Annotated in this window: 22 protein-coding genes; 13 read left to right on the forward strand and 9 right to left on the reverse strand. The window is 67.0% G+C overall.

What is annotated here, in order from left to right:
* The first annotated feature begins 11 nt into the window (after positions 1-11).
* The 3 genes from AB0L57_RS09365 (at position 12) to AB0L57_RS09375 (ending at position 3,522) form a co-directional block, all read left to right on the forward strand.
* Positions 12-749 (forward strand): MBL fold metallo-hydrolase, encoded by a 738-nt coding sequence (locus AB0L57_RS09365; RefSeq protein ID WP_364959415.1) that lies wholly within the window; start codon positions 12-14, stop codon positions 747-749.
* A gap of 79 nt (positions 750-828) precedes the next feature.
* Positions 829-2,970, forward strand: coding sequence for a glycosyltransferase family 39 protein (locus AB0L57_RS09370; RefSeq protein WP_364959417.1), 2,142 nt, complete (start codon positions 829-831; stop codon positions 2,968-2,970).
* A 63-nt stretch (positions 2,971-3,033) separates the two neighbouring features.
* Complete coding sequence (locus AB0L57_RS09375; protein WP_364959419.1) at positions 3,034-3,522, forward strand: NUDIX domain-containing protein; 489 nt, start codon at positions 3,034-3,036, stop codon at positions 3,520-3,522.
* A gap of 7 nt (positions 3,523-3,529) precedes the next feature.
* Here AB0L57_RS09375 and AB0L57_RS09380 read toward each other — a convergent pair whose 3' ends face one another.
* Both AB0L57_RS09380 and AB0L57_RS09385 read right to left on the reverse strand, forming a co-directional pair.
* Positions 3,530-4,051, reverse strand: coding sequence for a hypothetical protein (locus AB0L57_RS09380; protein WP_364959421.1), 522 nt, complete (start codon positions 4,049-4,051; stop codon positions 3,530-3,532).
* A 53-nt stretch (positions 4,052-4,104) separates the two neighbouring features.
* Positions 4,105-6,606, reverse strand: a complete 2,502-nt coding sequence (locus AB0L57_RS09385; RefSeq protein ID WP_364959423.1) for a phosphoketolase family protein — start codon at positions 6,604-6,606, stop codon at positions 4,105-4,107.
* A 142-nt stretch (positions 6,607-6,748) separates the two neighbouring features.
* Here AB0L57_RS09385 and AB0L57_RS09390 point away from each other — a divergent pair, with 142 nt between their 5' ends.
* The 5 genes from AB0L57_RS09390 to clpX all read left to right on the forward strand — a co-directional run bounded on the left by AB0L57_RS09390 (position 6,749) and on the right by clpX (position 12,068).
* Entirely contained in the window at positions 6,749-7,321 is a 573-nt protein-coding gene (locus tag AB0L57_RS09390; RefSeq protein WP_364959425.1) for an FKBP-type peptidyl-prolyl cis-trans isomerase, read from the forward strand.
* A gap of 188 nt (positions 7,322-7,509) precedes the next feature.
* The gene (gene tig / locus AB0L57_RS09395; RefSeq protein ID WP_364959426.1) at positions 7,510-8,877 is read left to right on the forward strand and encodes a trigger factor; all 1,368 of its coding nucleotides are present in this window, start codon (positions 7,510-7,512) and stop codon (positions 8,875-8,877) included.
* 265 nt (positions 8,878-9,142) lie between these two features.
* Complete coding sequence (locus AB0L57_RS09400) at positions 9,143-9,730, forward strand: ATP-dependent Clp protease proteolytic subunit (protein ID WP_364959428.1); 588 nt, start codon at positions 9,143-9,145, stop codon at positions 9,728-9,730.
* 45 nt (positions 9,731-9,775) lie between these two features.
* Positions 9,776-10,444: an ATP-dependent Clp protease proteolytic subunit gene (locus tag AB0L57_RS09405; protein ID WP_364959430.1), complete on the forward strand. Its 669-nt coding sequence runs from the start codon at positions 9,776-9,778 to the stop codon at positions 10,442-10,444.
* Between the two features lie 343 nt (positions 10,445-10,787).
* Complete coding sequence (gene clpX, locus AB0L57_RS09410; RefSeq protein ID WP_364959432.1) at positions 10,788-12,068, forward strand: ATP-dependent Clp protease ATP-binding subunit ClpX; 1,281 nt, start codon at positions 10,788-10,790, stop codon at positions 12,066-12,068.
* Between the two features lie 66 nt (positions 12,069-12,134).
* Here the strand turns inward: clpX and AB0L57_RS09415 are convergent, their stop codons facing one another.
* The gene (locus AB0L57_RS09415) at positions 12,135-12,710 is read right to left on the reverse strand and encodes a carboxymuconolactone decarboxylase family protein (protein WP_364959434.1); all 576 of its coding nucleotides are present in this window, start codon (positions 12,708-12,710) and stop codon (positions 12,135-12,137) included.
* Between the two features lie 154 nt (positions 12,711-12,864).
* Here AB0L57_RS09415 and AB0L57_RS09420 point away from each other — a divergent pair, with 154 nt between their 5' ends.
* Both AB0L57_RS09420 and AB0L57_RS09425 read left to right on the forward strand, forming a co-directional pair.
* A complete protein-coding gene (locus tag AB0L57_RS09420) occupies positions 12,865-13,467 on the forward strand; it encodes a TIGR03086 family metal-binding protein (protein ID WP_364959436.1) in 603 nt (200 codons plus the stop codon).
* Between the two features lie 110 nt (positions 13,468-13,577).
* Positions 13,578-14,039: a MarR family winged helix-turn-helix transcriptional regulator gene (locus AB0L57_RS09425; protein ID WP_364959438.1), complete on the forward strand. Its 462-nt coding sequence runs from the start codon at positions 13,578-13,580 to the stop codon at positions 14,037-14,039.
* A 174-nt stretch (positions 14,040-14,213) separates the two neighbouring features.
* Here the strand turns inward: AB0L57_RS09425 and AB0L57_RS09430 are convergent, their stop codons facing one another.
* From AB0L57_RS09430 to AB0L57_RS09445, 4 genes are all read right to left on the reverse strand, one after another.
* The gene (locus tag AB0L57_RS09430; protein WP_364959440.1) at positions 14,214-14,747 is read right to left on the reverse strand and encodes a hypothetical protein; all 534 of its coding nucleotides are present in this window, start codon (positions 14,745-14,747) and stop codon (positions 14,214-14,216) included.
* Between the two features lie 126 nt (positions 14,748-14,873).
* On the reverse strand, positions 14,874-15,248 hold the full coding sequence (locus AB0L57_RS09435) for a nuclear transport factor 2 family protein (RefSeq protein ID WP_364959441.1): 375 nt from the start codon (positions 15,246-15,248) through the stop codon (positions 14,874-14,876).
* Positions 15,249-15,321: 73 nt separating this feature from the next.
* A complete protein-coding gene (fdhD, locus tag AB0L57_RS09440; protein WP_364959443.1) occupies positions 15,322-16,155 on the reverse strand; it encodes a formate dehydrogenase accessory sulfurtransferase FdhD in 834 nt (277 codons plus the stop codon).
* 24 nt (positions 16,156-16,179) lie between these two features.
* Complete coding sequence (locus AB0L57_RS09445; protein ID WP_364959444.1) at positions 16,180-18,483, reverse strand: FdhF/YdeP family oxidoreductase; 2,304 nt, start codon at positions 18,481-18,483, stop codon at positions 16,180-16,182.
* Between the two features lie 149 nt (positions 18,484-18,632).
* Between AB0L57_RS09445 and AB0L57_RS09450 the strand changes: the two genes are divergently transcribed.
* Positions 18,633-19,082 (forward strand): hypothetical protein, encoded by a 450-nt coding sequence (locus AB0L57_RS09450; RefSeq protein WP_364959446.1) that lies wholly within the window; start codon positions 18,633-18,635, stop codon positions 19,080-19,082.
* Positions 19,083-19,086: 4 nt separating this feature from the next.
* Here the strand turns inward: AB0L57_RS09450 and AB0L57_RS09455 are convergent, their stop codons facing one another.
* Complete coding sequence (locus AB0L57_RS09455) at positions 19,087-20,520, reverse strand: MFS transporter (protein WP_364959448.1); 1,434 nt, start codon at positions 20,518-20,520, stop codon at positions 19,087-19,089.
* A 101-nt stretch (positions 20,521-20,621) separates the two neighbouring features.
* Here AB0L57_RS09455 and AB0L57_RS09460 point away from each other — a divergent pair, with 101 nt between their 5' ends.
* Entirely contained in the window at positions 20,622-21,059 is a 438-nt protein-coding gene (locus AB0L57_RS09460; RefSeq protein WP_364959450.1) for a MarR family transcriptional regulator, read from the forward strand.
* A gap of 5 nt (positions 21,060-21,064) precedes the next feature.
* Here AB0L57_RS09460 and AB0L57_RS09465 read toward each other — a convergent pair whose 3' ends face one another.
* Positions 21,065-22,339, reverse strand: a complete 1,275-nt coding sequence (locus tag AB0L57_RS09465) for an amidohydrolase family protein (RefSeq protein ID WP_364959452.1) — start codon at positions 22,337-22,339, stop codon at positions 21,065-21,067.
* A 155-nt stretch (positions 22,340-22,494) separates the two neighbouring features.
* Here AB0L57_RS09465 and AB0L57_RS09470 point away from each other — a divergent pair, with 155 nt between their 5' ends.
* A complete protein-coding gene (locus AB0L57_RS09470; RefSeq protein WP_364959454.1) occupies positions 22,495-23,334 on the forward strand; it encodes a patatin-like phospholipase family protein in 840 nt (279 codons plus the stop codon).
* Positions 23,335-23,339 lie beyond the last annotated feature (5 nt).

Below are 23,339 nucleotides of genomic sequence, written 5' to 3' on the forward strand. Positions count from 1 at the left end.
AGGATCACTTCGTGAAGATCGACCAGGTCTCCGACTCCGTTTACGTCGTGGCCGGCACCAATGTCAATTGGGCGCTGGTCAGTGACGGTTCCGGAGTGACAGTCGTCGATGCCGGGTATCCGGCCGACAGCGACGCGTTGCTGGACTCGGTACGGCAGATCGGGCATTCGGTCACCGACGTCGCCGCGGTCCTGCTGACCCACGCCCATCTCGATCACATCGGCGCGATCCCCGCTCTGGTCGAACAGGTCGGTATGCCAGTCTACACCGGCGCCGAGGAGGTCCGCCACGCCAAGCGTGAATATCTGCAGCAGATCACCCCGGCGGCGATGATCCGGCAGCTGAGCAACGCTCGGGGCCGTCGCTGGGTCACCCACACCGTGCGCGCCATCATCGGTCACATCGGAATGAGTGTCCCCTCTGCGACCGTGGGGGACGAGGCCGCGCTGGCCGCCTTGCCGGGTGGATTCGCATTGGTGCCGTCGCCGGGGCACACCAGTGGGCACACCGCGTACCTGATGCCGTCGGAACAGGTGCTGTTCACCGGCGACGCGCTGGTCACCGGACATCCACTGGCCGAGTATGTGGGTCCGCAGGTGCTACCGGCGGTGTTCAACCATGACGAGGACATGACCTTGCGCACCGCGCGGCAACTCGCCGCACAACCCGCCCGGGTCGTCGTGCCCGGACACGGGCTGCCGACCGAGCACGATCCGGGAACTCCGCTGATCGTTCACCACGGCCGGTGACCTCGGGCACATCCTGTTCACAGACTTCTCCCAGCGTCGTCCCAGCCTGGCACCGGCGACACCGGCCATGATGTCTGCCATGACCGAAACTGCTATCGCGCCGGATCGGCCGGCGGACGGCGCGACGACGACCGGCCGACCTCCCGGTACCCGGCCTGTGCCCTGGGAATGGCTGGGTCTGGGAGCGCTGCTGGTCGGTACCGCAGTCGCCTATCTGTGGAATCTCGGTGCCAGCGGCTGGGCGAACTCGTTCTACGCGGCGGCGGTGCAGTCCGGTGCGAAATCGTGGAAGGCGTTCTTCTTCGGTTCCTCCGATTGGGGTAACTCGATCACCGTCGACAAGACACCGGCCTCGCTGTGGCCGATGGAGCTCTCGGCGCGCGTCTTCGGGATGAACAGCTGGAGCATGCTGGTTCCGCAGGTGCTGATCGCCGTCGCGGCCGTGGCGCTGCTGTGGGCGACGCTGCGGCGCACCTTCGGGCCCGCGGCCGGGCTGCTCGGCGGGCTCGCCCTCGCGGTGACACCGGTCGCCGCCCTCATGTTCCGCTACAACAACCCCGACACACTGCTGGTGCTGCTGATGGTCGCGGCCGTGTGGGCGATGACCCGGGCGCTCGAGGACGGCCGCTGGCGCTGGCTGGTGCTGTGCGGCGGCTTCGTCGGGCTGGGTTTTCTGGCCAAGCAGTTGCAGGTGCTGCTGGTGGTGCCGGCCCTGGCGCTGACCTACCTGTTCGCCGGGCCGCCCCAACTGGGCAAGCGACTGCTGCAGCTCCTGACGGCCGGGGTGTCGCTGGTGGCAGGTGCCGGTTGGTGGGTCCTGGTCGCGCAGCTGTGGCCTACCGATTCACGCCCGTATTTCGGAGGCTCACAACATAATTCGATCGTCGAGCTGACGCTCGGTTACAACGGGCTGCAACGGCTGGGACTGGATTCCGGTGGGGGTGGTGGCTTTCCGGGGCCGGGCCCCGGACCCGGCGGTGGTCACGGTCACGGGCCGTCTTTCGGATCCGAGGCGGGTATCACCCGCATGTTCAGCGAAACCGTCGGTGGTCAGATCGCCTGGCTGATCCCCGCCGCGGTCGTGCTGTTCGTCGCCGCTCTGGTGTTGTGCGGCAAGGCGTCCCGCACCGATACGAAGCGGTCGGCACTATTGCTGTGGGGCGGCTGGGCACTGGTCACCGCGCTCGTCTTCAGCTTCATGAAGGGGATCTTCCACCAGTACTACACGGTGGCGCTGGCTCCCGGAGTCGCCGGTACGGCCGCCATCGGGGCCGTGCTGCTGTGGCGTCGGCGTGAGCGCCTGTGGGTTCGGCTCATCCTGGCATTCGCCCTGGCCCTGACGGCCGGGACCGCGGTTGTCCTGCTGAACCGGACGCCGGATTTCGTGCCCTGGTTGCGGTGGGTCATCGGCATCGGTGGTGTGGTCGGCACCCTGGCGCTGCTCGTTCCACAGCCCAGGCGCGTGGCGGCGGGGACCGCGGTGTTCGCCGTCCTGGTCGCCCTGGCCGGGCCGATCGCCTATTCGATCGACACGATCGCCACCGGTCACAATGGCGGAATCGTGCTGGCCGGTCCGAAGACGGCCGGCGGGTTCGGATTCGGCCCCGGTGGTCCCGGTCCGATGTGCGGTCCGGGCGGATCGACCTCCGGGCAACTCCCGGGTGCGCCCGAACTTCCGGGCGGGCCCGCCGGGCCGGGCGCGCCCGGAGCCGGACCAGCCGGTGACTGTGGCGAAGCGACGGGTCCTGGTGGACCCGCGGGAACCGGTCCGGACGCCACTGCGCCTCGGGACGGATCCGACCGGCACGGCGACCCGGCGGGGCCGGCCGCCGATGCCGGGCACCGGGGCGGTCCGGGGATGGGTGGTCAGGCGAACAAGCAGGTGGTCGAGCTGTTGAAGCACAATGGCGCCGGCTACACCTGGGCGGCCGCGGCGGTCAGTTCCATGGGTGCGGCCGATCTGCAGCTCGATTCCGGATATGCCGTGATGCCGATCGGCGGATTCGGCGGCGGAGATCCCGCGCCCACCCTCGAACAGTTCCGCGACGACGTGGCGCAGGGCCGAATCCACTACTTCATCGGATCGCAGCGCGGTGGACCGGGTTCGCGGAACACCTCCGAGGCCACGCGGATCACGCAATGGGTCGAGCAGCACTACCGCGCAACCGATCTCGGCGGTACGAAGGTCTACGACCTCACCGCACCCGGGATCGGTGAGTAGGCCCAGCCGGGTCGCGGCGCCGTCGCTGCCGGTGGACCGTTGCCGATGAGGCACACTGCGTCCATGACCGGAGCGGCGGCGTCGAAGTTCAGTGCGGGAGTTCTGCTGTATCGATCCGCCCCGGAGCTACAGGTGTTGCTCGGGCACATGGGAGGTCCGTATTGGGCCCGCAAGGACGATGGCGCGTGGTCGATCCCGAAAGGTGAGTACGAACCGGACGCCGAGGACCCGCGATCGGCCGCGGCGCGGGAATTCAGCGAGGAATTGGGACTGGCGGTTCCGGCGGGTGAGTGGATTCCGCTCGGCGATGTGCGCTACGGCAGCGGGCGTTCCCGCAAGCAGGTGACGGTGTGGGCACTGGGCGGCGATCTGGACCCGGCCACGATGGTCGCGGGCACATTCGAGATGGAGTGGCCACCGAAATCGGGGCGCACGCAGTCGTTTCCGGAACTCGACCGGGCCGAGTGGATCGATCTCGAACTCGCCCGCACCAAGCTCGGCTCCGGGCAGCGCCCCTTCCTGGACCGGCTGGCCGCAGCGCTCGGGCGCTGAGGCTCGCCTATTCGATCAACCGCACACCGCGCAGTTCGTGCACACGCAACGGGCGCGGCGCCCGCACGACATCCCAGGCGGGGGCGAGGTTGCGGCGCCGCGCGGCATACGCGGTCATGAGATCGCGGGCGAGCAGTGCCGGTGACACCCGGTCGGCCGCCGCGCGCCGGAGCGTGACCACCAGCAGATGCTGCGGGATGTCCTCGAGCTCGCCCAGTTGCCGGAACAGCCTCGCCCGGACCGGAAGCGACAGCGCGGCGGCGTTCTCCTCGTCCAGGAATTCGGTGATCGTGTCCGGCAGGGCCATCGCGGTCACCGGAACCGGAGCCAGCCGGGGAACGATGGATGAACCGGCCGACAGCACCCGCGGCGCGGCGCTGGAACCGGACATCGGATAGACCGTGCGTAATTGTTCGTGCCGGACGATCAGATCGGCGAAGGCGTCACGCAATCCGACCGCATACAGATATCCGGTGAAATGCAGTGTGAACGACGTCCTACCCACTGTGGGTGTTGTGCGCATATCCATGGGGGGATTCCGTTCCTCATCGGTGCTCCGGTCCCGGCGAGCACGAGCGGAGCCTAGCCCCGAATTTCGGAATCCGCTGGTGTTCTCCGGCGGCGATCGGGGAGGCGCCATTCGGTGACCTCCGGAATGTCGATGCCGTGCTCGCGGGTCCACGCCCGGGCGGTGGCACGCGCGTCCACCATCTCCTGACGTAGTCCGGCGGCCCGCGTCCCGAGTCCCGGTACCCGGTCGATCACATCCATCACCAGGTGGAATCGGTCCAGATCATTGAGCATCACCATGTCGAACGGTGTTGTCGTGGTGCCCATCTCCTTGTAGCCGCGCACGTGCATCCCGGCATGGTTCGCACGGCGGTAGGTGAGCCGATGGATCAACCAGGGGTAGCCGTGGAAAGCGAAGATGATCGGCCGGTCGCGGGTGAAAAGGGTGTCGAATTCGCGGTCGGGCAGGCCGTGTGGATGTTCGTCGGCGGGCAGCAGGCGCATCAGATCGACCACGTTGACGACTCGAATACGCAGGTTCGGCAGCCGCTCTCGCAGAATCGACGCCGCGGCGACGGTTTCCAGGGTCGGGACGTCACCGGCGCAGCCGAGAACGACATCCGGGGCACTGCCGGGATCGTCGCGGTGCCCGGCCCACTCCCAGACGCCGGCGCCGCGCGCGCAGTGCAGTGCGGCCTCGGGTACCGACAGCCAATCGGGCTGCGGCTGCTTACCGGCCACCACCACGTTCACATAGTGGCGCGAGCGCAGGCAGTGATCGTAGGTGGACAACAGGGTGTTGGTGTCCGGCGGGAGGTAGACCCGCACGATCGAGGGCTTCTTGTTCAGCACCACATCCAGGAAGCCGGGGTCCTGATGGGTGAATCCGTTGTGATCCTGACGCCAGACGTGTGAGGTCAGCAGATAGTTCAGGCTCGGGATCGGCCGCCGCCACGGCACCGCCGCGCTCGCGTCCAGCCATTTGGCGTGCTGGTTGAACATCGCGTCCACGATATGGACGAATGCCTCGTAACAGGTGAAGACGCCGTGGCGGCCGGTGAGCAGATACCCCTCGAGCAGACCCTGGCACATATGTTCCGACAGCACCTCGATCACCCGGCCGGTGCGGTCGAGTGCCACGTCGTACTCACCGATCTCGGCCTGCCAGTTGCGCCCGGTGACGGTCAGGACATCCTGCAGCCGATTACTGACCAATTCGTCGGGGGCGAAGATCAGGAAATTGTCCCGGTTGGCGGCGCTGACATCGCGCAGCCAGCCGCCGAGTACCCGAGTGGCCTCGTGTGACGATGCGCCCGGCGCGGTGACCTCGACACCGTGGTCGCGCCAGTCCGGCAGCGTCAGATCCCGGACCTGCGCGCCACCGCTCGCGACCGGATTGGCGCTCATCCGGCGTGGTCCGGCCGGCACCTGCCGCAGCAGTTGCGGATACGGCCGGCCCTCCTCGTCGAACAGTTCCTCCGGCCGGTAGGACCGCAGCCACTGTTCCAGGACCCGGCGATGTTCGTCGTCGGTGCGGGCGGCCGGCAGTGGGACCTGATGCGCGCGGAAGGTGCCTTCCACGCGCTCGCCGTCGACCACCGGGGGACAGGTCCAGCCCTTGGGGGTGCGCAGCACGATCATGGGGCGGTGCGGCCGCGTCCCGTCCGCGTCCTCCCGTGCCGCGCGCTGGAACTCGGCGGTGCGGTCCAGACAGCTGTCGATCGCCGCCGCCATCGCCTGATGGACGGTGGCCGGGTCTCGCCCGGCGACGATGATGGGGTCGTAGCCGTACCCGTGCAGCAGCGACAGCAGTTCGGCCTCCGGAATCCGGGCCAGCAGGGTGGGATTGGCGATCTTGTATTCGTTGAGCGCCAGGATCGGCAGGACGGTGCCGTCTCGCCCGGTATTGAGGAATTTGTCGGCATGCCAGCTCGTCGCGAGCGGACCGGTCTCGGCCTCACCGTCGCCGATCACGCAGAACACCGTCAGATCCGGATTGTCGAGTGCGGCGCCGTAGGCGTGCAGCAGGGAATAGCCGAGTTCGCCGCCCTCGTGGAACGACCCGGGGGTCTCGGGTGCGCAGTGGCTGGGGACACCGCCGGGAAACGAGAACTGTGCGAACAGGGCCGCCATCCCGGACTCGTCGGGTGCGATGTGGCTGTACAACTCCGAATACGTGCCCTCCAGCCAGGCACAGGCATTCGGCCCGGGGCCACCGTGGCCGGGCCCGGCCACGAAGACTGCGTTCAGGTCACGTGCCCGGATGGCCCGATTGGCATGGGTCCACACCAAATTCAAACCGGGGACGGTACCGAAATGCCCCAGCAGCCGGGGTTTGATGTGTTCGGCGGCCAGCGGTGTGCGCAACATCGGATTGGCCATCAGATAGATCTGGCCCACCGACAGATAGTTCGCCGCCCGCCACCACGCGTCCATATCGGCCAGCTCGTCCGGTGTCAGTGGGCCGGGGACCTCGGCCAGCCGGTAGGGCCGCGGGGCGATCGTTTCTCCGCCGCCACCGCCGAGATTGTCGTCCGCCGTATCCGGACCCGCAGTGCTCGCCGCATCGGTCACGATCGCGCTCCTCACAGTGGGGTGTTCGGGTAACCGCTTCGGATGGAGCCTCCCGGCCAGGCTACCGGGGATCGAGCGTGTCCGCCGGACCGTGACAGGGCCGGTCACGCCCGCATACCCGGCAGCGATTACTGTGCGGCTCATGCAGACTTTGGCCAGGATCATCGGCTCGGTGGCGGTCGCGGCGGCGGCCGTCGCACTCACCGCCTGTGGCAGCGACGGCAAGGATTCGTCGGCCGGTCCGTCGACCACCACCGCGGAACTCTCGGCACCGCCGGCCGCGGCCGCGCCCACCGCGAGTAAGGGTCGTGAATGCACCGCCGAGGACATCGGCGTCACCGGTGGTTTCGGCGAGACGCCGACGATCACCATTCCCGATGACTGCGATCCGCCGAAACAGCTCGTCACCAAGGATCTGGTCGAGGGCACCGGGCCGGAGGCCAAGCCCGGGACACCGGTCGAGATGAATTACTCCTTGGTGACCTGGTCGGACAAGACCAAGCTGGACAGCTCCTTCGACCGCGGCCAGACCTTCCCGCTCACGCTGGGCGCCGGCTCGGTCATCCCGGGCTGGGATCAGGGCCTGGTCGGAATCAAACAGGGTGGCCGCAGGCTGCTGATCATTCCGCCGGACCTCGGTTACGGCCAGGGCGGCAACGGCATCAAGCCGAACGAGACCCTCGTCTTCGTGACCGATGCGGTCAAGGTGGGGTAGGCATCGTAGGCTGTTCGAGCCTGGACGGCACGCAGAGGCCCGGGGAAGCGGCGCTGATACCCTGATCGGATGCGATTCGGGGGGAATCGGCGCCGTTGTACTACGGCACCCGAACACCCGTCGTCATCGGACAGCCCGTCCGGTTGGCGACACCACAGACCAGTGAACAACGAACAAGGAGCATGTCCGTGAAGAGCACCGTCGAGCAGCTGAGCCCGACCCGGGTCCGCATCAATGTCGAGGTGCCCTTCGAGGAGCTGAAGCCCGATTTCGACAAGGCGTACAAGGCGCTGGCCCAGCAGGTGCGGATCCCCGGCTTCCGGCCCGGTAAGGCGCCGGCCAAGCTGATCGAGGCCCGCCTCGGCCGCGGCGCCATCCTCGAGCAGGTCGTCAACGATGCGCTGCCCGCTCGCTACAGCGAGGCCGTCACCACCTCCGAGGTGAAGGTGCTCGGGCAGCCGGAAATCGAGATCACCAAGATCGAGGACGGCGACGAGCTGGCGTTCACCGCCGAGGTCGACGTCCGTCCCGAAATCGCGCTGCCCGACTACGAGAGCATCGAGGTCTCCGTCGATCCGCTGAGCATCGACGACGAAGACATCGACCAGCAGTTGCAGTCGCTGCGCCAGCGCTTCGGCACCCTGAAGAGCGTCGAGCGCGCCGTCGCCGACGGCGATTTCGTCTCGATCGACCTGTCGGCCACCGTGGACGGCGAAGAGGTGGCCGAGGCCGCCACCTCCGGACTGTCGCACGAGGTCGGTTCCGGCCAGCTGATCGAGGGCCTGGACGAGGCGCTGATCGGCCTGAAGGCGGAGGAGTCCAAGGACTTCACCTCCACCCTGGTGGCCGGTGAGCACGCCGGTAAGGAAGCGGTCATCACCGTCGAGGTGAAGTCGGTGAAGGAGCGCGAGCTGCCCGAGGCCGACGACGAATTCGCCCAGATGGCAAGCGAATTCGACACCATCGACGAGCTGAAGGACGATCTGCGCAAGCGGGTCGAGCAGAGCAAGAAGGTCGCCCAGGCCGGCGATATCCGTGACAAGGTTCTCGACGCGCTGCTCGACAAGACCGAGGTGCCGCTGCCCGAGGCCGCGGTCCAGGCCGAGGTCGACGCGGTGCTGCACGACGCGGTGCACGGCTTCGATCACGACGAGGCCAAGTTCGCCGAGGCCCTCGAGGCCCAGGGCACCACCCGCGAAGAGTTCGACAAGGATTCCAAGGAGGCCGCCGAGAAGTCGGTGAAGACCCAGCTGCTGCTGGACGCGGTCGCCGAGTCCGAGAACACCGAGGTCGGTCAGCAGGAGCTCACCGAGCGGATCCTGTTCCAGTCGCAGCGGTACGGCATGGCGCCGGAGCAGTTCATCCAGCAGATCCAGCAGGCGGGTCAGCTGGGCGCCATCTTCGCCGACGTGCGCCGCGGTAAGGCGCTGGCCGGCGTGGTCACCAAGGCCAAGGTCACCGACACCGAAGGCAACGTCGTCGACACCGCCGAGATGTTCGGCGAACCGGCCGATTCCGACGCGGCGGCCGAACCGGCCGAAGCCTCCGCCGAGTAGCCATCGGCGACGGATGAGTCAGCTGTAAGCGAAGCAGGGCGGTACCGGGAGTTCGGTGCCGCCTTGTTTCGTTAGGGTTTGTGTCAACCGAATCAAGGCCGCGGTCGAGCGTCGGGGACGGAGGCGGTAGCTTGCGTAACCACGCAGGGCCCCGGAAGACCGCATATTGGACAGAGGCTGTGCCGGCAGGCATCGTGCCGGCGAGAGAGGGCAGGTATCCGTGACAATCAATCAGGCTGTGGCACCGTTGAAGTCGGGGCCGGTCATGACATCCGCGACTGCTGGGCTCAACCTCAGTGATTCGGTGTACGAGCGGCTGCTCCGAGACCGCATCATCTTCCTCGGCACCCAGGTCGACGACGACATCGCCAACAAGCTGTGCGCGCAGATCCTGCTGCTGGCTGCGGAGGACCCGACTCGCGACATCTCGCTGTACATCAACTCGCCCGGTGGTTCGGTCACCGCGGGTATGGCCATCTACGACACGATGCAGTACGCGGAGTGCGATATCTCGACCATCGCGTTCGGCCTGGCTGCCTCCATGGGCCAGTTCCTGCTGACCGCGGGAAGCAGCGGCAAGCGCTTCGCGCTGCCGCACACCCGGATCATGATGCATCAGCCCTCGGCCGGTATCGGTGGTTCGGCCGCCGACATCGCCATCATGGCCGAGCAGTTCGCGCACACCAAGCGTGAGCTCAACGAACTGCAGGCACTGCACACGGGTAAGTCGGTCGAGGAGGTCACCGCCGACGCCGATCGCGATCGCTGGTTCACCGCCGACGCGGCGCTCGAGTACGGGTTCATCGATCGGGTGATCACGCACGCTCGCCAGGCAGCCAACGGCGGCGAGTAGTCCCGCCCGCGAACTTCGCTCACCGACACTGACTTTGGAGACAAGATGACTCTCATCGATCCTCGTGCCGGCCTGTCCGGTATCGCACCGGCGAGCCCGCAGGCCCGCTACATCCTGCCGTCGTTCATCGAGCACTCGAGTTTCGGCGTCAAGGAGTCCAACCCGTACAACAAGCTGTTCGAGGAGCGCATCATCTTCCTCGGCGTGCAGGTGGACGACGCCTCGGCCAACGACGTCATGGCGCAGCTGCTGGTGCTGGAGTCGCTGGATCCCGACCGCGACATCACCATGTACATCAACTCGCCCGGTGGTTCGTTCACCTCGCTGATGGCCATTTACGACACCATGCAGTACGTGCGTGCCGATGTGGCGACGGTCTGCCTGGGCCAGGCGGCCTCGGCGGCGGCGGTACTGTTGGCGGCCGGTACGCCGGGTAAGCGGGCCTGCCTGCCCAACGCCCGCGTGCTGATCCACCAGCCGTCGCTCGAGGGCGGAATCCAGGGCCAGGTCTCCGATCTGGAGATCCAGGCCGCCGAGATCGAGCGCATGCGCCGGTTGATGGAGACCACTCTGGCCCGCCACACCGGTAAAGAGGCCGACACGATCCGCAAGGACACCGATCGTGACAAGATCCTGACCGCCGACGAGGCCAAGGAATACGGGATCATCGACACGGTGTTCGACTACCGCAAACTGAGCGCGCAGAAGAAGTAGTTCCGCGTTTCGCGGACGGCCGATCCGGGCGGCGATGTCGAGGTCGACGCCGCCCGGAGCGGTCCGTGACGAGCGGGTCACGGGAGCACCGGCGACACTCTCCCCACGAGAAACATCGTCGAGTTGTCGACCTCCGTCGCGTCGACCGGGTACGGTCGGTCTAGGGACCTTGGCTCAGTGGTTGTCGGCATGATCGTCCGACCCGGACCGCAGGCGCCGAAGTGCGAGAATCCGATCGACGCGCGACACTGATCGGAGCACGGCGGGTAGCGTTGTTCGGAAGCGGCTTGTCGGCATCCGGGACAGACGGTTGCACGCGGACAAGGAAGTAGGGACCCACGAGATGGCGCGCATCGGTGATGGCGGCGATCTGCTGAAATGCTCGTTCTGCGGAAAGAGCCAGAAGCAGGTCAAAAAGCTCATTGCGGGACCGGGGGTGTACATCTGTGACGAGTGCATCGACCTCTGCAACGAGATCATCGAAGAGGAGCTGGCGGAGTCGAGCGAGGTCAAACTCGACGAGCTGCCCAAGCCGGCGGAGATCCGGGAATTCCTTGAGCAGTACGTGATCGGCCAGGATTCGGCCAAGCGCACGCTGGCGGTGGCTGTCTACAACCACTACAAGCGCATCCAGGCCGGTGACAAGGGCCGCGACAGCCGCGGCGAACCGGTCGAGTTGATGAAGTCGAACATTCTCATGCTCGGGCCCACCGGCTGCGGTAAGACCTACCTCGCGCAGACGCTGGCCAAGATGCTGAATGTCCCGTTCGCCATCGCCGACGCCACCGCGCTCACCGAGGCCGGTTATGTCGGTGAGGATGTCGAGAACATTCTGCTCAAGCTGATTCAGGCCGCCGATTACGACGTCAAGCGGGCCGAGACGGGCATCATCTACATCGACGAGGTCGACAAGATCGCCCGCAAGAGCGAGAACCCCTCGATCACCCGTGATGTCTCGGGCGAGGGTGTGCAGCAGGCCCTGCTGAAGATTCTCGAGGGCACGCAGGCGAGTGTGCCGCCGCAGGGCGGCCGTAAGCATCCGCATCAGGAATTCATTCAGATCGACACCACGAACGTGCTGTTCATCGTGGCCGGCGCCTTCGCGGGCCTGGAAAAGATCGTGCAGGACCGGGTCGGTAAGCGCGGTATCGGCTTCGGCGCCGAGGTGCGGTCGAAGGCAGAGATCGACACCGCCGACCACTTCGCCGAGGTCATGCCGGAGGATCTGATCAAGTTCGGCCTGATTCCCGAGTTCATCGGCCGCCTGCCGATGGTCGCCTCGGTGACCAACCTGGACAAGGAATCGCTGGTCCGCATCCTGTCCGAGCCGAAGAACGCACTGGTGAAGCAGTACGTGCGCCTGTTCGAAATGGACGGCGTGGACCTGGAATTCACCACGGATGCGCTCGAGGCCGTCGCCGACCAGGCGATCCTGCGCGGTACCGGTGCCCGCGGTCTGCGCGCCATCATGGAAGAGGTCCTGCTGCCGGTGATGTACGACATCCCCAGCCGCGACGACGTCGCCAAGGTGGTCATCAACGGCGAGACCGTCAACGACAATGTGCTGCCGACCATCGTGCCGCGCAAGCGTCAGGCCGCCGAGCGCCGCGAGAAGTCGGCGTAGCGGCAACTGTTCCACCGCACAGGGGCGGGAGGTCTTCGGACCCCCCGCCCCTGTCGTGTGTGGCCGTCAGTCGCTCGCCCAGGGAACCCGGCAGGAATCGGTGCCGAAGCCCTGTGCGGTGATGCCGAGTGCCGAATAGGCGCGGGCGCGGGAATTCTCCAACGCGATCTGGTACGTCAGCTCCACGACGCCGTCGGTGCCGAAACGTGCTCGCAGGTCGGTGATCTGCTCATCGGTGACGGTGGTCGGGGTGGCGGTCATCGCATCGGCGTACGCGATGGCGGCGCGTTCGTCGTCGTCGTAGGCCGCCGCGGTGTCGTAGTCGGCGATCTGCTTCAGCTTGTCGATGTCGAGGTGGCTCAGGCGCATGAGCATGGTGCCGAAGTCCACGCACCAGGAGCATCCGATCGTCCATGCGACACGGTAGACCGCGATTTCGACGACTCCCTTGTCGACCACCGTGGTGGCGCGGTCGACCAAGGATTCGTGCGCGGCGGCAGCGGTCAGCAGCTTCGGATGATTGGCCATGACCGCCATCGGTTCGGGGACCTCACCGAACTTGCGCTTGCAGAAGCGGTAGATGACCCGGGTCAGCGGGCCGGCCTGCTGCGGCGGAATCGGGGGTATTCGAGTGGCGCTCATGATTCTCCCTTCGGCGGATGTTCACCCCTTGGACGAGATGCCGGCCGACGATGTGACGGGGTGGCCGATGTGATGTGAGTCTCCATGGTGTCGAAGTTCGCCCAGTCAATAAATAAGCATAGACACATGATATGTATCTGCCTACGATTGAAGAATGACTGATATTTCGGAACTGGACCGCAAGGCCGTCGACCACAGCGTGGCTCTCGTATCGCAGGCGGGTCCCGCCGATCTGGCGCGCCCCACCCCCTGCGCCGACTGGGATCTCGCGCGCCTGCTCACCCATATGACCGTGCAACATCGTGGCTTCGCGGCGGCTGCCCGCGGTTCGGGCGGCGATCCGCGGCTGTGGCGGATGGGCGATACCGCGCCGGATCCGGTGGCGGCGTATCTGGCGGCATCGGCCGACGTGATCGCGGCCTTCGCCGAAACCGGTGTGCGGGAACGGGATTTCGAACTTCCGGAATTCGGCCCCGGCTTCCGTGCGCCCGGCGCTCAGGCGATCGGATTCCACTTCATCGACTATGTCGTGCACGGCTGGGATGTCGCCCGCGCACTCGGACTGCGGTATGAACTCGACCCGGATCTGGTGGAGCCGGCCCTGCGGATCACGCAAGCGGTACCCGATGGCGAGATTCGCCTGCGGCCGGGTGCGCCGTTCGCGCTCGCGTTGCCCGCGACCGGCGAGGCCGATCCGCTGTACCGGATCCTCACCCATCTCGGCCGCTCTCCGTACTGGCCCGATGCGGTGAAATAGGCTCTGCGACAGAGAAATCGGCATCGCGGCCCGACACGCCGCGGTCGCGGTTGCGGCTGGTTGTCGGAAGCCCTCCGGCCGGAGGCGGGCGAGGACGTATCTTGTTCGGCATGGCGGATGCACAGCGACCAGATCTGGCGGCGATGATCGTTCCGCTCGGCCGTGCCCTCATGGCAGCCGAGCGGCCCGTACTCGATTCCCACGGCCTGACCATGTGGGCGTACGCGGTGCTGCTACAGCTCGGGCGCGGACCGGCGCGTGGTCAGGGAGTGCTGGCGGAGGAGATCGGGGCGGACAAGACGCGGATCATCGCGATTCTGGACGATCTGCAGGACCGCGGTCTGATCGATCGCTATCCCGATCCCGCCGACCGGCGGGCGCGGCTGCTCGCGGTGACGGCTGCGGGGCGCGCCCTGGCCGAGGCGGCACAGGCCGATATCCAGGCGAGGGAGGAGCAAGTGCTCGGCCGCCTCGATGCGGCGGACCGGAACGGATTTCTCAATGCGCTCATGGCGCTGGCGGCGGTTCCGCGTGCCGAAATCGTGGATGCGGGTGAATCACCCGTGGTGTGAAATTGTCCCGAGTTGCACGGTCCCCCTGCCGAACTGCCTTGCGGGGGCGGTGACGATCGGTTGCCCGTCGCGCCCGAGTCCGAAGATCCTCGTTGATCTTCCTGGTTCGCCGTTGAACCTTTTCCCCGATGCTTGGTCATCGCCGCCGGCGGTGGCCTTGTTACGGTGCCGGCTTCAGCTGTTACGACGGCCCGGGAATCGGATATTCATCGGTGCGGGTTCGCGCGGCTGGGTCCGCTGTCGCGGTGCGGCCATGACGACCACGGCGGCCAGAATCGGCAGCAGTGCCGCGGCGATGACCTCGAGTGCGAAGTTGCCCGCGCCGATATCCGCGGGTTTGTGTGCGGCGTGATAAATCAGGTGCGGTATTCCGAAGACCAGCCACCCGATTCCGGTGACCCGGGCAACCAGGCTGTCGCGGTAGTACATCGCGGCCAGTCCCATCGCGCCGAAGCCGAGGAAGAAGGCGCCCACATCACCGGCGAGGTGGTGGTTGAAGGGTCCGTCGGCCGCCACCCAGTTCAGGCCGAGGCCGGGAAAGCTACGATACCACGCCTCCGGCAGCAGGACGGCCCAGAGTCCGATGATCACACCGGTGGCGGTCAGCAGACCCAGTGCGGTCCAGGTGATCAGCCAGCGTCGCCGATCGATTTCCAGGCGCATGCGTACCTGGACGCCTTCGCCCGTGCCGTGTACCGAGATTCGCATCGCGGACCCTCCCTGTGGCCGGTGGTCGGTCGACCGGTTGTGGACCAACGGTAAGCCGGGCAAATCGGAGGGACAAGGGTGGATCCGCCGCGGCGATCGTCGCCGCGGAGCAGCCGGGTACGCGGCTCAGATCTTTTCGCTGGCCAGGTCCTCCGGACCCCAGTACGCGCGCATGCTCTTGATCTTGCCCTGATCGTCGAATTCCATCGCGTCGATCGCGGACAGCGTCATCCGATGCCCGCCGGCCTCGCCGACCATGGTGAACGAGACCGCGGCGTGGTTGCCCACGATCCGGGCCGCGTGCAACTCGGTCTTGCGCTGCATGGATTCCAGCGCCCGGTAGAGCTCACCGATGGCCTCGTGGCCGTTTCGCGGATCGCTGCCGATCGGGTCCTCGACGACGGCGTCGGGGGCATAGAGCGCCAGGATCTCCGAGGTCGGGCCGGTTTGCACCAAGTGCACATAGCGTTCGACCGTTTCGTGGATCTGCTGCGTTGCCATATGAACTCCCGAGAATAATTGAAACGTGTTCTAGTCGGCAGCGTAGCAAAGGACTCGGGGACGGGTCGCGGGTTCAGGAAGTCGTCGCCGCGACCTCGGGGAGCAGCCGTTCGGCGCCGCTGTAGATGTTCATGGTGTCCCCGCGCAGGAATCCGGCCAGGGTGAGACCGTTGTCGGCGGCCAGATCGACGGCCAGGGAACTGGGTGCGGAGACCGCTGCGAGGATCGGGATACCGGCCATGACGGCCTTCTGAACCAGTTCGAACGAGGTGCGCCCACTGACGATCAGTACGGTGTCGTGGGCCGGAACACGGTGTTCGCGCAGTGCCCAGCCGACGACCTTGTCGACCGCGTTGTGACGTCCGATGTCCTCGCGCACGACGAGCGCTTCTCCCTGCGGGGTGAACAACCCGGCCGCGTGCAGACCGCCGGTGGCATCGAAAACCGTTTGGCGGCTGCGTAGTTCGCCGGGCAAGGCGGCCAGTACCGCGGGATCGACCTGCGGTACTCCCGCCGGCAACGGGAATCGGCTCCGGGTGCGGACCTGGTCGAGTGCGGTGGTGCCGCAGAGGCCGCAGGAACTGTTGGTGACGAATCCGCGCGGACGCACCGGAACGGGACGTCGGAGTTCGACATTCAGGACGTTGTAGGTATTTCTGCCGTCGTCGTCGGTACCCGCGCAGTACCGTGCGGAGACGATGTCGTCGGCCGATTCGATGATGTTCTCGCTCAACAGGAATCCGTGCACGAGATCGATGTCGTGCCCCGGCGTTCGCATGGTGACGGTCAGCGCCGAGCCGGCGATACGGATCTCCAGCGGTTCCTCCACCGCCAGGGTGTCGGGCCGGGAGATGATGCCCGCCGGTGTGATGCGCCGGGTCGGCCTGCGCGCGGTTACTCTGCTCACAACTACCTCGCGTAAGGGGTCTGGTCAGGCGGTGTGGTGGCGATGCGGTTCGAGACGGATCACGACCGCTTTGGATACCGGGGTATTGGACCGTTTCGCCACATGGTCGAGGGGCACCAGGGGGTTGGTTTCGGGGTAGTAGGCCGCGGCGTTACCGCGCGGGGTGGAATAGCCGACGATGCGGAATCCGCTGACGCGCCGTTCGGTGCCGTCGTCGAACTCCGAGATCAGATCCACCGAATCGCCGTCCGCGAAACCGAATTCGGCGATATCGTCCGGATGCACCAGCACCACCCGGCGCGCATTGTGGATACCGCGGTAGCGATCGTCGAGGCCGTAGATGGTGGTGTTGTACTGGTCGTGGCTGCGCAGGGTCTGCAACAGCAACCGGCCCGGCGGGATCTGCGGCCATTCCAGCTCGTTGACCGCGAAGTTGGCCTTTCCGGTCCCGGTGCGGAACTCCCGGCTGTCCCGGGGTGGATGCGGTAACTGGAATCCGTTGTGGCCGCGGACCTTACGGTTGTAGTCCGCACAACCCGGTACCACCCGCGAGATGGCATCGCGGATGCGGTCGTAGTCGCCGCGGAAGCGCGCCCAGGGCACCGGATGGCCGGGGCCGAACAGCTCCAGGGCCAGTTCGCAGACGATCGCCACCTCACTGCGCAGCTGGTCGCCCACCGGCCGTAGCCGCCCGGTGGACAGATGCACCATCGACATCGAATCCTCCACCGAAACCTGCTGTTTCGTACCGTTCTGCAGATCCAGATCGGTACGGCCGAGGGTGGGCAGGATGAGAGCGGTGCGACCGTGGACCACGTGACTGCGATTGAGTTTCGTCGAGACCTGCACCGTCAGTTCGCACCGGCGCAGCGCCGCCTCGGTGACTTCGGTGTCCGGGGTGGCGGAGACGAAATTGCCGCCCATGCCGATGAACACCTTCGCGCGGCCGTCGCGCATGGCGCGGATGGAATCGACGGTGTCCCAGCCGTGTGCGCGCGGAACGGTGATGCCGAACTCGGAATCCAATGCGGCGAGGAAGGTTTCGGGCATCTTCTCCCAGATCCCCATGGTGCGGTCACCCTGCACGTTGGAGTGGCCGCGTACCGGGCAGACACCGGCGCCCGGCTTGCCGATCATTCCGCGCAGCAGCAGCAGATTGGTCGCCTCCTCGATGGTGGCCACACCGTGGCGCTGCTGGGTCAGGCCCATCGCCCAGCAGATGATGGTGGCCTTGGAGCGGGCCAGCAGTGCGGCGGTGCGGTCCAGTTGTTCGCGGGACAGGCCGGTGGCGGTGACCACCTCGTCGAGGTCCACCGCGCGCATGTGCTTCTCGTATTCGGCGAAACCCGCGGTGTGCGCGTCGACGAACAATCGGTCGACCACCGTGCCGGGCGCGCGGTCCTCGGCCTCGAACAGCAATTTCGCCAGCCCCTGGAACAGTGCCATATCGCCGCCGAGCCGGATCTGCAGAAAATCGTCGGCGATGGTGATGCCGGAGGTGAAGCCCTTGACCGTCTGCGGGTCCCGGAATCCGATGAGTCCGGTCTCCGGCAGCGGATTGACCGCGATCACCTGGGCGCCGTGCGCCTTCGCCTCACCCAGTGCCGACAGCATGCGCGGATGATTGGTGCCCGGATTCTGGCCGGCGACGATGATCAGATCGGCGGCGGCGAAATCGTCGATCGACACCGACCCCTTGCCGATGCCGATGGACTGCGTCAGTGCCGTTCCCGACGACTCGTGACACATGTTGGAGCAGTCGGGGAGGTTGTTGGTGCCGAAGCTGCGCACCAGCAGCTGATAGAGGAAGGCCGTCTCGTTGGCGGTGCGTCCGGAGGTGTAGAACAGCGCTTCGTCCGGACTGTCCAGCTCGCGCAGCGTGGTGGCGATCAGGCGATACGCATCGGCCCACTCGATGGGGGAATAGTGGGTATCGCCCGGACGCAGCACCATCGGATGGGTGATGCGGCCCTGCTGCCCCAGCCAGTAGCCGGTCTTACCGGCCAGTTCGGCCACCGAATGGGTGGCGAGGAATTCCGGTGTGACGGTGCGCAGCGTCGCTTCCTCGGCGACCGCCTTGGCCCCGTTCTCGCAGAACTCCGCGGGGCGCCGCTGTCCACTGGGCTCCGGCCAGGCGCAGCCGGGGCAGTCGAATCCGTGCCGCTGATTCACTCGGCCCAGCGTGCGAGCGGTTCGCACGACACCCATCTCCTCGACCGCACGCTCCAGTGCGACCGCGACCGCGGTGACCCCGGCGGCCTGCTGCTTGGGTGGCGTCACCGCCAGATCGGCTTCGTCGATATCGCGCGTCGGCGGTTTGCGATGCATGCCCCCATCGTCCTCCTGCGCGCGGGACCGCGGCTTCCGGGCCGCCGATCCTGTCCGGACCCGGCCGAATCCGGGCCGCGTGCACGAGAGGACGGGTATCGTGCCGACGAGATGACCCACGGTCCGCGCGCCGCAGACGAGGACGACACATGCATGAGACGACCACCATCGCAACCGCTCGCCGGGGAGTCGGCGCACGCGTCGGCACGGCCGTCGCGGGGGCTGCGCTGGGCGCGGCCGCGGTGATCGCGCTGGCGACCCCGCAGATCGCGGCCGCGGCGACGACCCAGGTCGGCGCCATGCCGGATCTGAGCTTCGGAGTGGGCACCAACTACGGCGACACCTGCCACTACACCCTGCAGGCGAATGTCACCGATCCGTCGGCGCCGGTCAGTTTCTACGACAACGGTGCTCCGGTTGGAGTGGCGCGACCGGGCGGCGCGTACGCGCTCATCGGCTGGGTGCCGGCCTACGCCGGGCACCACACGCTCACCGCGATTCAGGCCGGGCAGCCCGCGGAGATGCCGGTGGCCTCCCTGGATCTGCCGGTCGGCACCGGTGTCCCGATCGGCTTCGGCTGCGTGGTCGTCGGCGGTTAGCCCGTCAGCCCACTGCCGCCGGTTCGGGGATTCGCTCGGATTCCGTTGCGGTGCTCGGGCTTTCCGGTCGCAGACCGAACAGTGCCGCGGCGATGGTGGCCGCGCATGCCGTGGCGCCGACCCAGAAGGCGATCGTGAACTGACTCTCCTGCGGCAGCGGCAGCTGGGGGAGCAGCTTCGCGGTGAGCAGGGTCGTGATGATGGCACTGGCCAATGAGCTGCCGACGGTGCGCGAGATCGAATTGATGCCGTTGGCGATGCCGCTCTGATGATGCGGCACACTCTGCGCGATGAGCGCGGGCATCGCCGCGTAGGCGAAGCTGATCGCCACACCGATCACCACACTCGCCGCGATCACCGGTGCGGTCGCGTCGTGTGCCAGTGCGAGCCAGGCGAATCCGCCCGCGCCGATCGCGCCGGACAGCGCCAGTGTGGTGCGGCCACCGAGGCGGCCGATCAGGATGCCGCCGATCGGCGCCGCCAGCATCGACGACAGGGTCGCGGGCAGCAGATACTCCACCGAGGCTCGTAGAATCGAGGCGCCGAATCCGTAACCGGCTGCGCGCGTGGGGATCTGGGCCAAATACGACACACCCATGAACTGCATGAACATCGCGAATCCGATGAACATGCCGGACAGGTTGGTGAACAGCACCGGCCGATGGGTGAACATCGCCAGATCCACCAGCGGCGTGCGCACCCGGCGCTCGGTCAGCACCCACAGCACAGCGGCCACGATCGCGCCGGCGAAGCAGGCGAGGGTCCGCCCCGAGGTCCAACCCCATTCGTGCCCTTGGGAAATGGGCAGCAACAGCAAGATGAGGAATGCGCCGAGGGTGAACGCGCCGGGTAGATCCACACTGCCCGGATGTCGCTGCCCGGTCGCCGGTACCGCGGCCGCGACCGCGGCCAGGGCCAGCACCGACAGGCCGGCGGTGAACCAGAAGACGATGTGGTGGTCGGGGTGGGCGCCCTGGGTCAGCAGACCGGTCGACACCAGGCCGAGGCCGCCACCGAAGCCGAGGGTGCCGCTGACGATCGCCATCGCGTGATGCAGCCGCTGGGCCGGTATCTCCTCGCGCAGCACCGCCAGGGCGAGCGGGAAGATCGCGGTCGCCACGCCCTGCAGTACGCGGCCCACGAGCAGCACGGTGAGGGAGTCGGCCAGTGCCGACACCGCCGAACCGGCCGCGGCGATCGCGAGGACGGCGAGCAGCGTCGGCTTCTTGCCGTAGAGATCGCCGATGCGTCCCAGCAGCGGTGTGGCGACCGCGGCCGAGAGCAGGGTCGCGGTCGTCACCCAGCTCACCGAGGTGGTGGAGACCTGCAGTTTCGTCGCGATCAACCCGAGAATCGGCACGGCCTGGGTCTGCATGACCGTGACGATCATGGCGGCGAAGGCCAAGACGCCGGTCAGTAGCGAACTTCTGCGATCCACCGCAGCACCTCCAGAAGATTGAAGTCGTATATGTTTGAAGACCTCAAGTATTTAAGGTAGCCACCATGGTCGTTGTCAATCGCGTCGGTAGGATCGTCGCTATGTCACCGGACACAACGCAGAGCCCGCTGGCATTGCTGATCGGGCGATTCGTCTCGGCCTATCTGCAGGATTTCCTGAGCGCGGCGGAGGGCCACGGGCTGACGCTGACCCAGGCCAAACTGCTGCTGGCACTCAACGAGCCGCCCGCGGAACTACCCATGCGGGTGCTGGCGGACCGGCTGGCCTGCGATCCGTCGAATCTGACCGGAGTCGCCGATCGGATGGAATCGCGAGGGTTGGTGCGGCGCACGCTCAATCCCGCCGATCGACGGGTCAAATATCTGGTCTCCACCGACGCCGGGCGCGATCTCGCCGCGCAGATCCGTGGTGCTCAGGTCCGCGCGTACAAGGCGCTGGCCGAGTTGACACCCGAGGACGAGCGGCTGCTGGCGGGACTGCTCGAACGGCTGGTGCCCAAGCTCGAATCCGCGGAGTAGCGCCCTCAGCCGAGGGTGTTCTTGTGCACGACACCGTCTTTCATGATCACCGGGAAAGAGGTGTCGGGTGTGCTGACCAGCTCGAGATTCTCGAGCGGGTTGCCCTCGACCAGTAGGAGATCGGCGAGTGCACCGGGCTCGATCACACCGAGCGGCCCGGGATAGGGATTGCGTTCGCCGCTCATCGCCAGCAGCCGTGCGTTGCCCGAGGTCGCCATCCGCAGGACTTCGGCGGGGGTGAACCAGCGTGTCATCTTCGCCAGCTGGGCACCCTGCCGGGTGGCGAGGTGCGGGTCGAACAGGGTGTCGGTACCCCACGCGATATCGATGCCGTACTTGCGGGCGAGCGTGTAGGCGCGGTCGGTGCCGTCGACGACCTGTCGCAATTTCGCTACGCCGCGCGGATCGGTGATGCGCGGTGAGTCCTCGTCGTCGAGGAACGGCTGCAGACTCCACCACGCCTGATGTTCGGCGATCGCGGCCACCGTCGCCTCGGTGAGCAGCTGGCCGTGCTCGATGCAGCGCACGCCGGCGCGCAGTGCCTGCCCGACCGCGCGATCGGTGTAGGCGTGCACCATGACATAGGTGCCCCAGTTCTCCGCGGCCTGGACTCCGGCGTGCAATTCGGCCTCGGTGTACTGGGTGGCATCGATCGGGTCGTACACCGACGCCACCCCGCCACCGGCCATCATCTTGATCTGGCTGGCACCGTGCATGAGCTGTTCCCGGGTGCCGCGCAGCACCTCGTCGACGCCGTCGGCGATCACCACCGCACCGAGCTGCTCGGCGTGCGAGATGTGCCCGCACACACCGCGCGGGGTCTCGTAGGGCAGCCGGAAGTCGCCGTGTCCGGAGGTCTGCGAGATGAACGCTCCTGACGGCCAGATACGCGGGCCGGGCACATGGCCTTCATCGATGGCGCGTTTGAGCCCGAAGACCGGACCCCCGGCATCACGAGCGGAAGTGAAGCCGCGCAACAACATCTGCCCGGCGGCCTCGGCGCTGCGGATCGCGAGGTAGCCGAAGTCTGCGGTCAAGGCGATCTGCAGCGGCACCGTGCTGAATGCCAGGTGCGCGTGCGCATCGATCAAGCCGGGCATGAGTACCCGGCCGCCGCCTTCGATCCGGCGGTGTGTTCCCCCGGTCGGCTGCTCACCGATCGAGGTGATCGTCTTTCCGGTGACCAGGACATCGGTGCTCTCGGAGAGTCGATCGGACCGGCCGTCGAACACCCGGACATCGCCGAACAGGACGCTTTCCTCGGTTGTACTGTCGCTCAAGGACGATCACCTCTCCGGCGATGGCAGCGAATCCGTATTCGCGAAACGTAGCCCATATCGGGGTGGGCGGGCGGTAGGCGCGGGGGCGGGAACGAACCTCGTCTCGGTCGTGGTTGTCCGGATGGATCGGCCGACGCGACTGAAGGACGAGTGTGATGGGCAATGAGCGGGCAGTGGTGATCGGTGGCGGTGGTGTGGCGGGTATCGCCTGGGCCACCGGGGTGATCGCCGGCTTGGCCGACGCGGGAATCGATCTCACCGGTGCCGACTCCTATATCGGAACCTCGGCGGGCGCCAATGTGATCGCGCAGCTCACCAGTGGGCTCACCACAGCGGAACTGTTCGCCCGCCAGGTCGAACCGGAGCTGCAGAGTTCGGAGATCGTGCCCGACGGCAATCCGCTCGACGGCGTGTGGGAGACGGTCACCCGGATCATGGAGGACAGTGCCGGTGACATGGCCGTGGTCCGGCGGCGGGTCGGCAATCTCGCCCTGACCACCGAAACGGTGCCCGAATCCGCCCGCCGGGCGGTGATCGAATCGCGTCTGCCGGTGCACGAGTGGCCCCGGCAGCGACTGCTGATCACCGCCGTCGACGCCCGGACGGGTGAGCCGCGGATCTTCGATCGGGACTCGGGAGTCACGTTGGTCGACGCGGTGACCGCCAGTTCGGCCGTGCCCCTGGTCTGGCCGCCGCATACCGTGGACGGTGTGCGCTACACCGACGGCGGCATCCGGACCAGCGTCAATGCCGATCTGGCGGCCGGGCACGCGCGGGTGCTGATCATCGCGCCGCTGGCCGATCCCGCGCTGGAGATCGATATCGCCGGATTGACCGAGCGAGGTGCGCGGGTCGAACTGATCGTCCCCGACGAGGCGGCGGTCGCGGCCTTCGGCGCGAACCCGCTCGACACCGCCACCCGAGTCCCCGCGGCGCATGCCGGTCGGGCACAGGGGAAGTCGGTGGCCGCGCAGGTCGCCCGGCTGTGGGACTAGCGGGC

The organism is Nocardia sp. NPDC052254, assembly GCF_040679495.1.
Taxonomy (GTDB): Bacteria; Actinomycetota; Actinomycetes; order Mycobacteriales; family Mycobacteriaceae; genus Nocardia.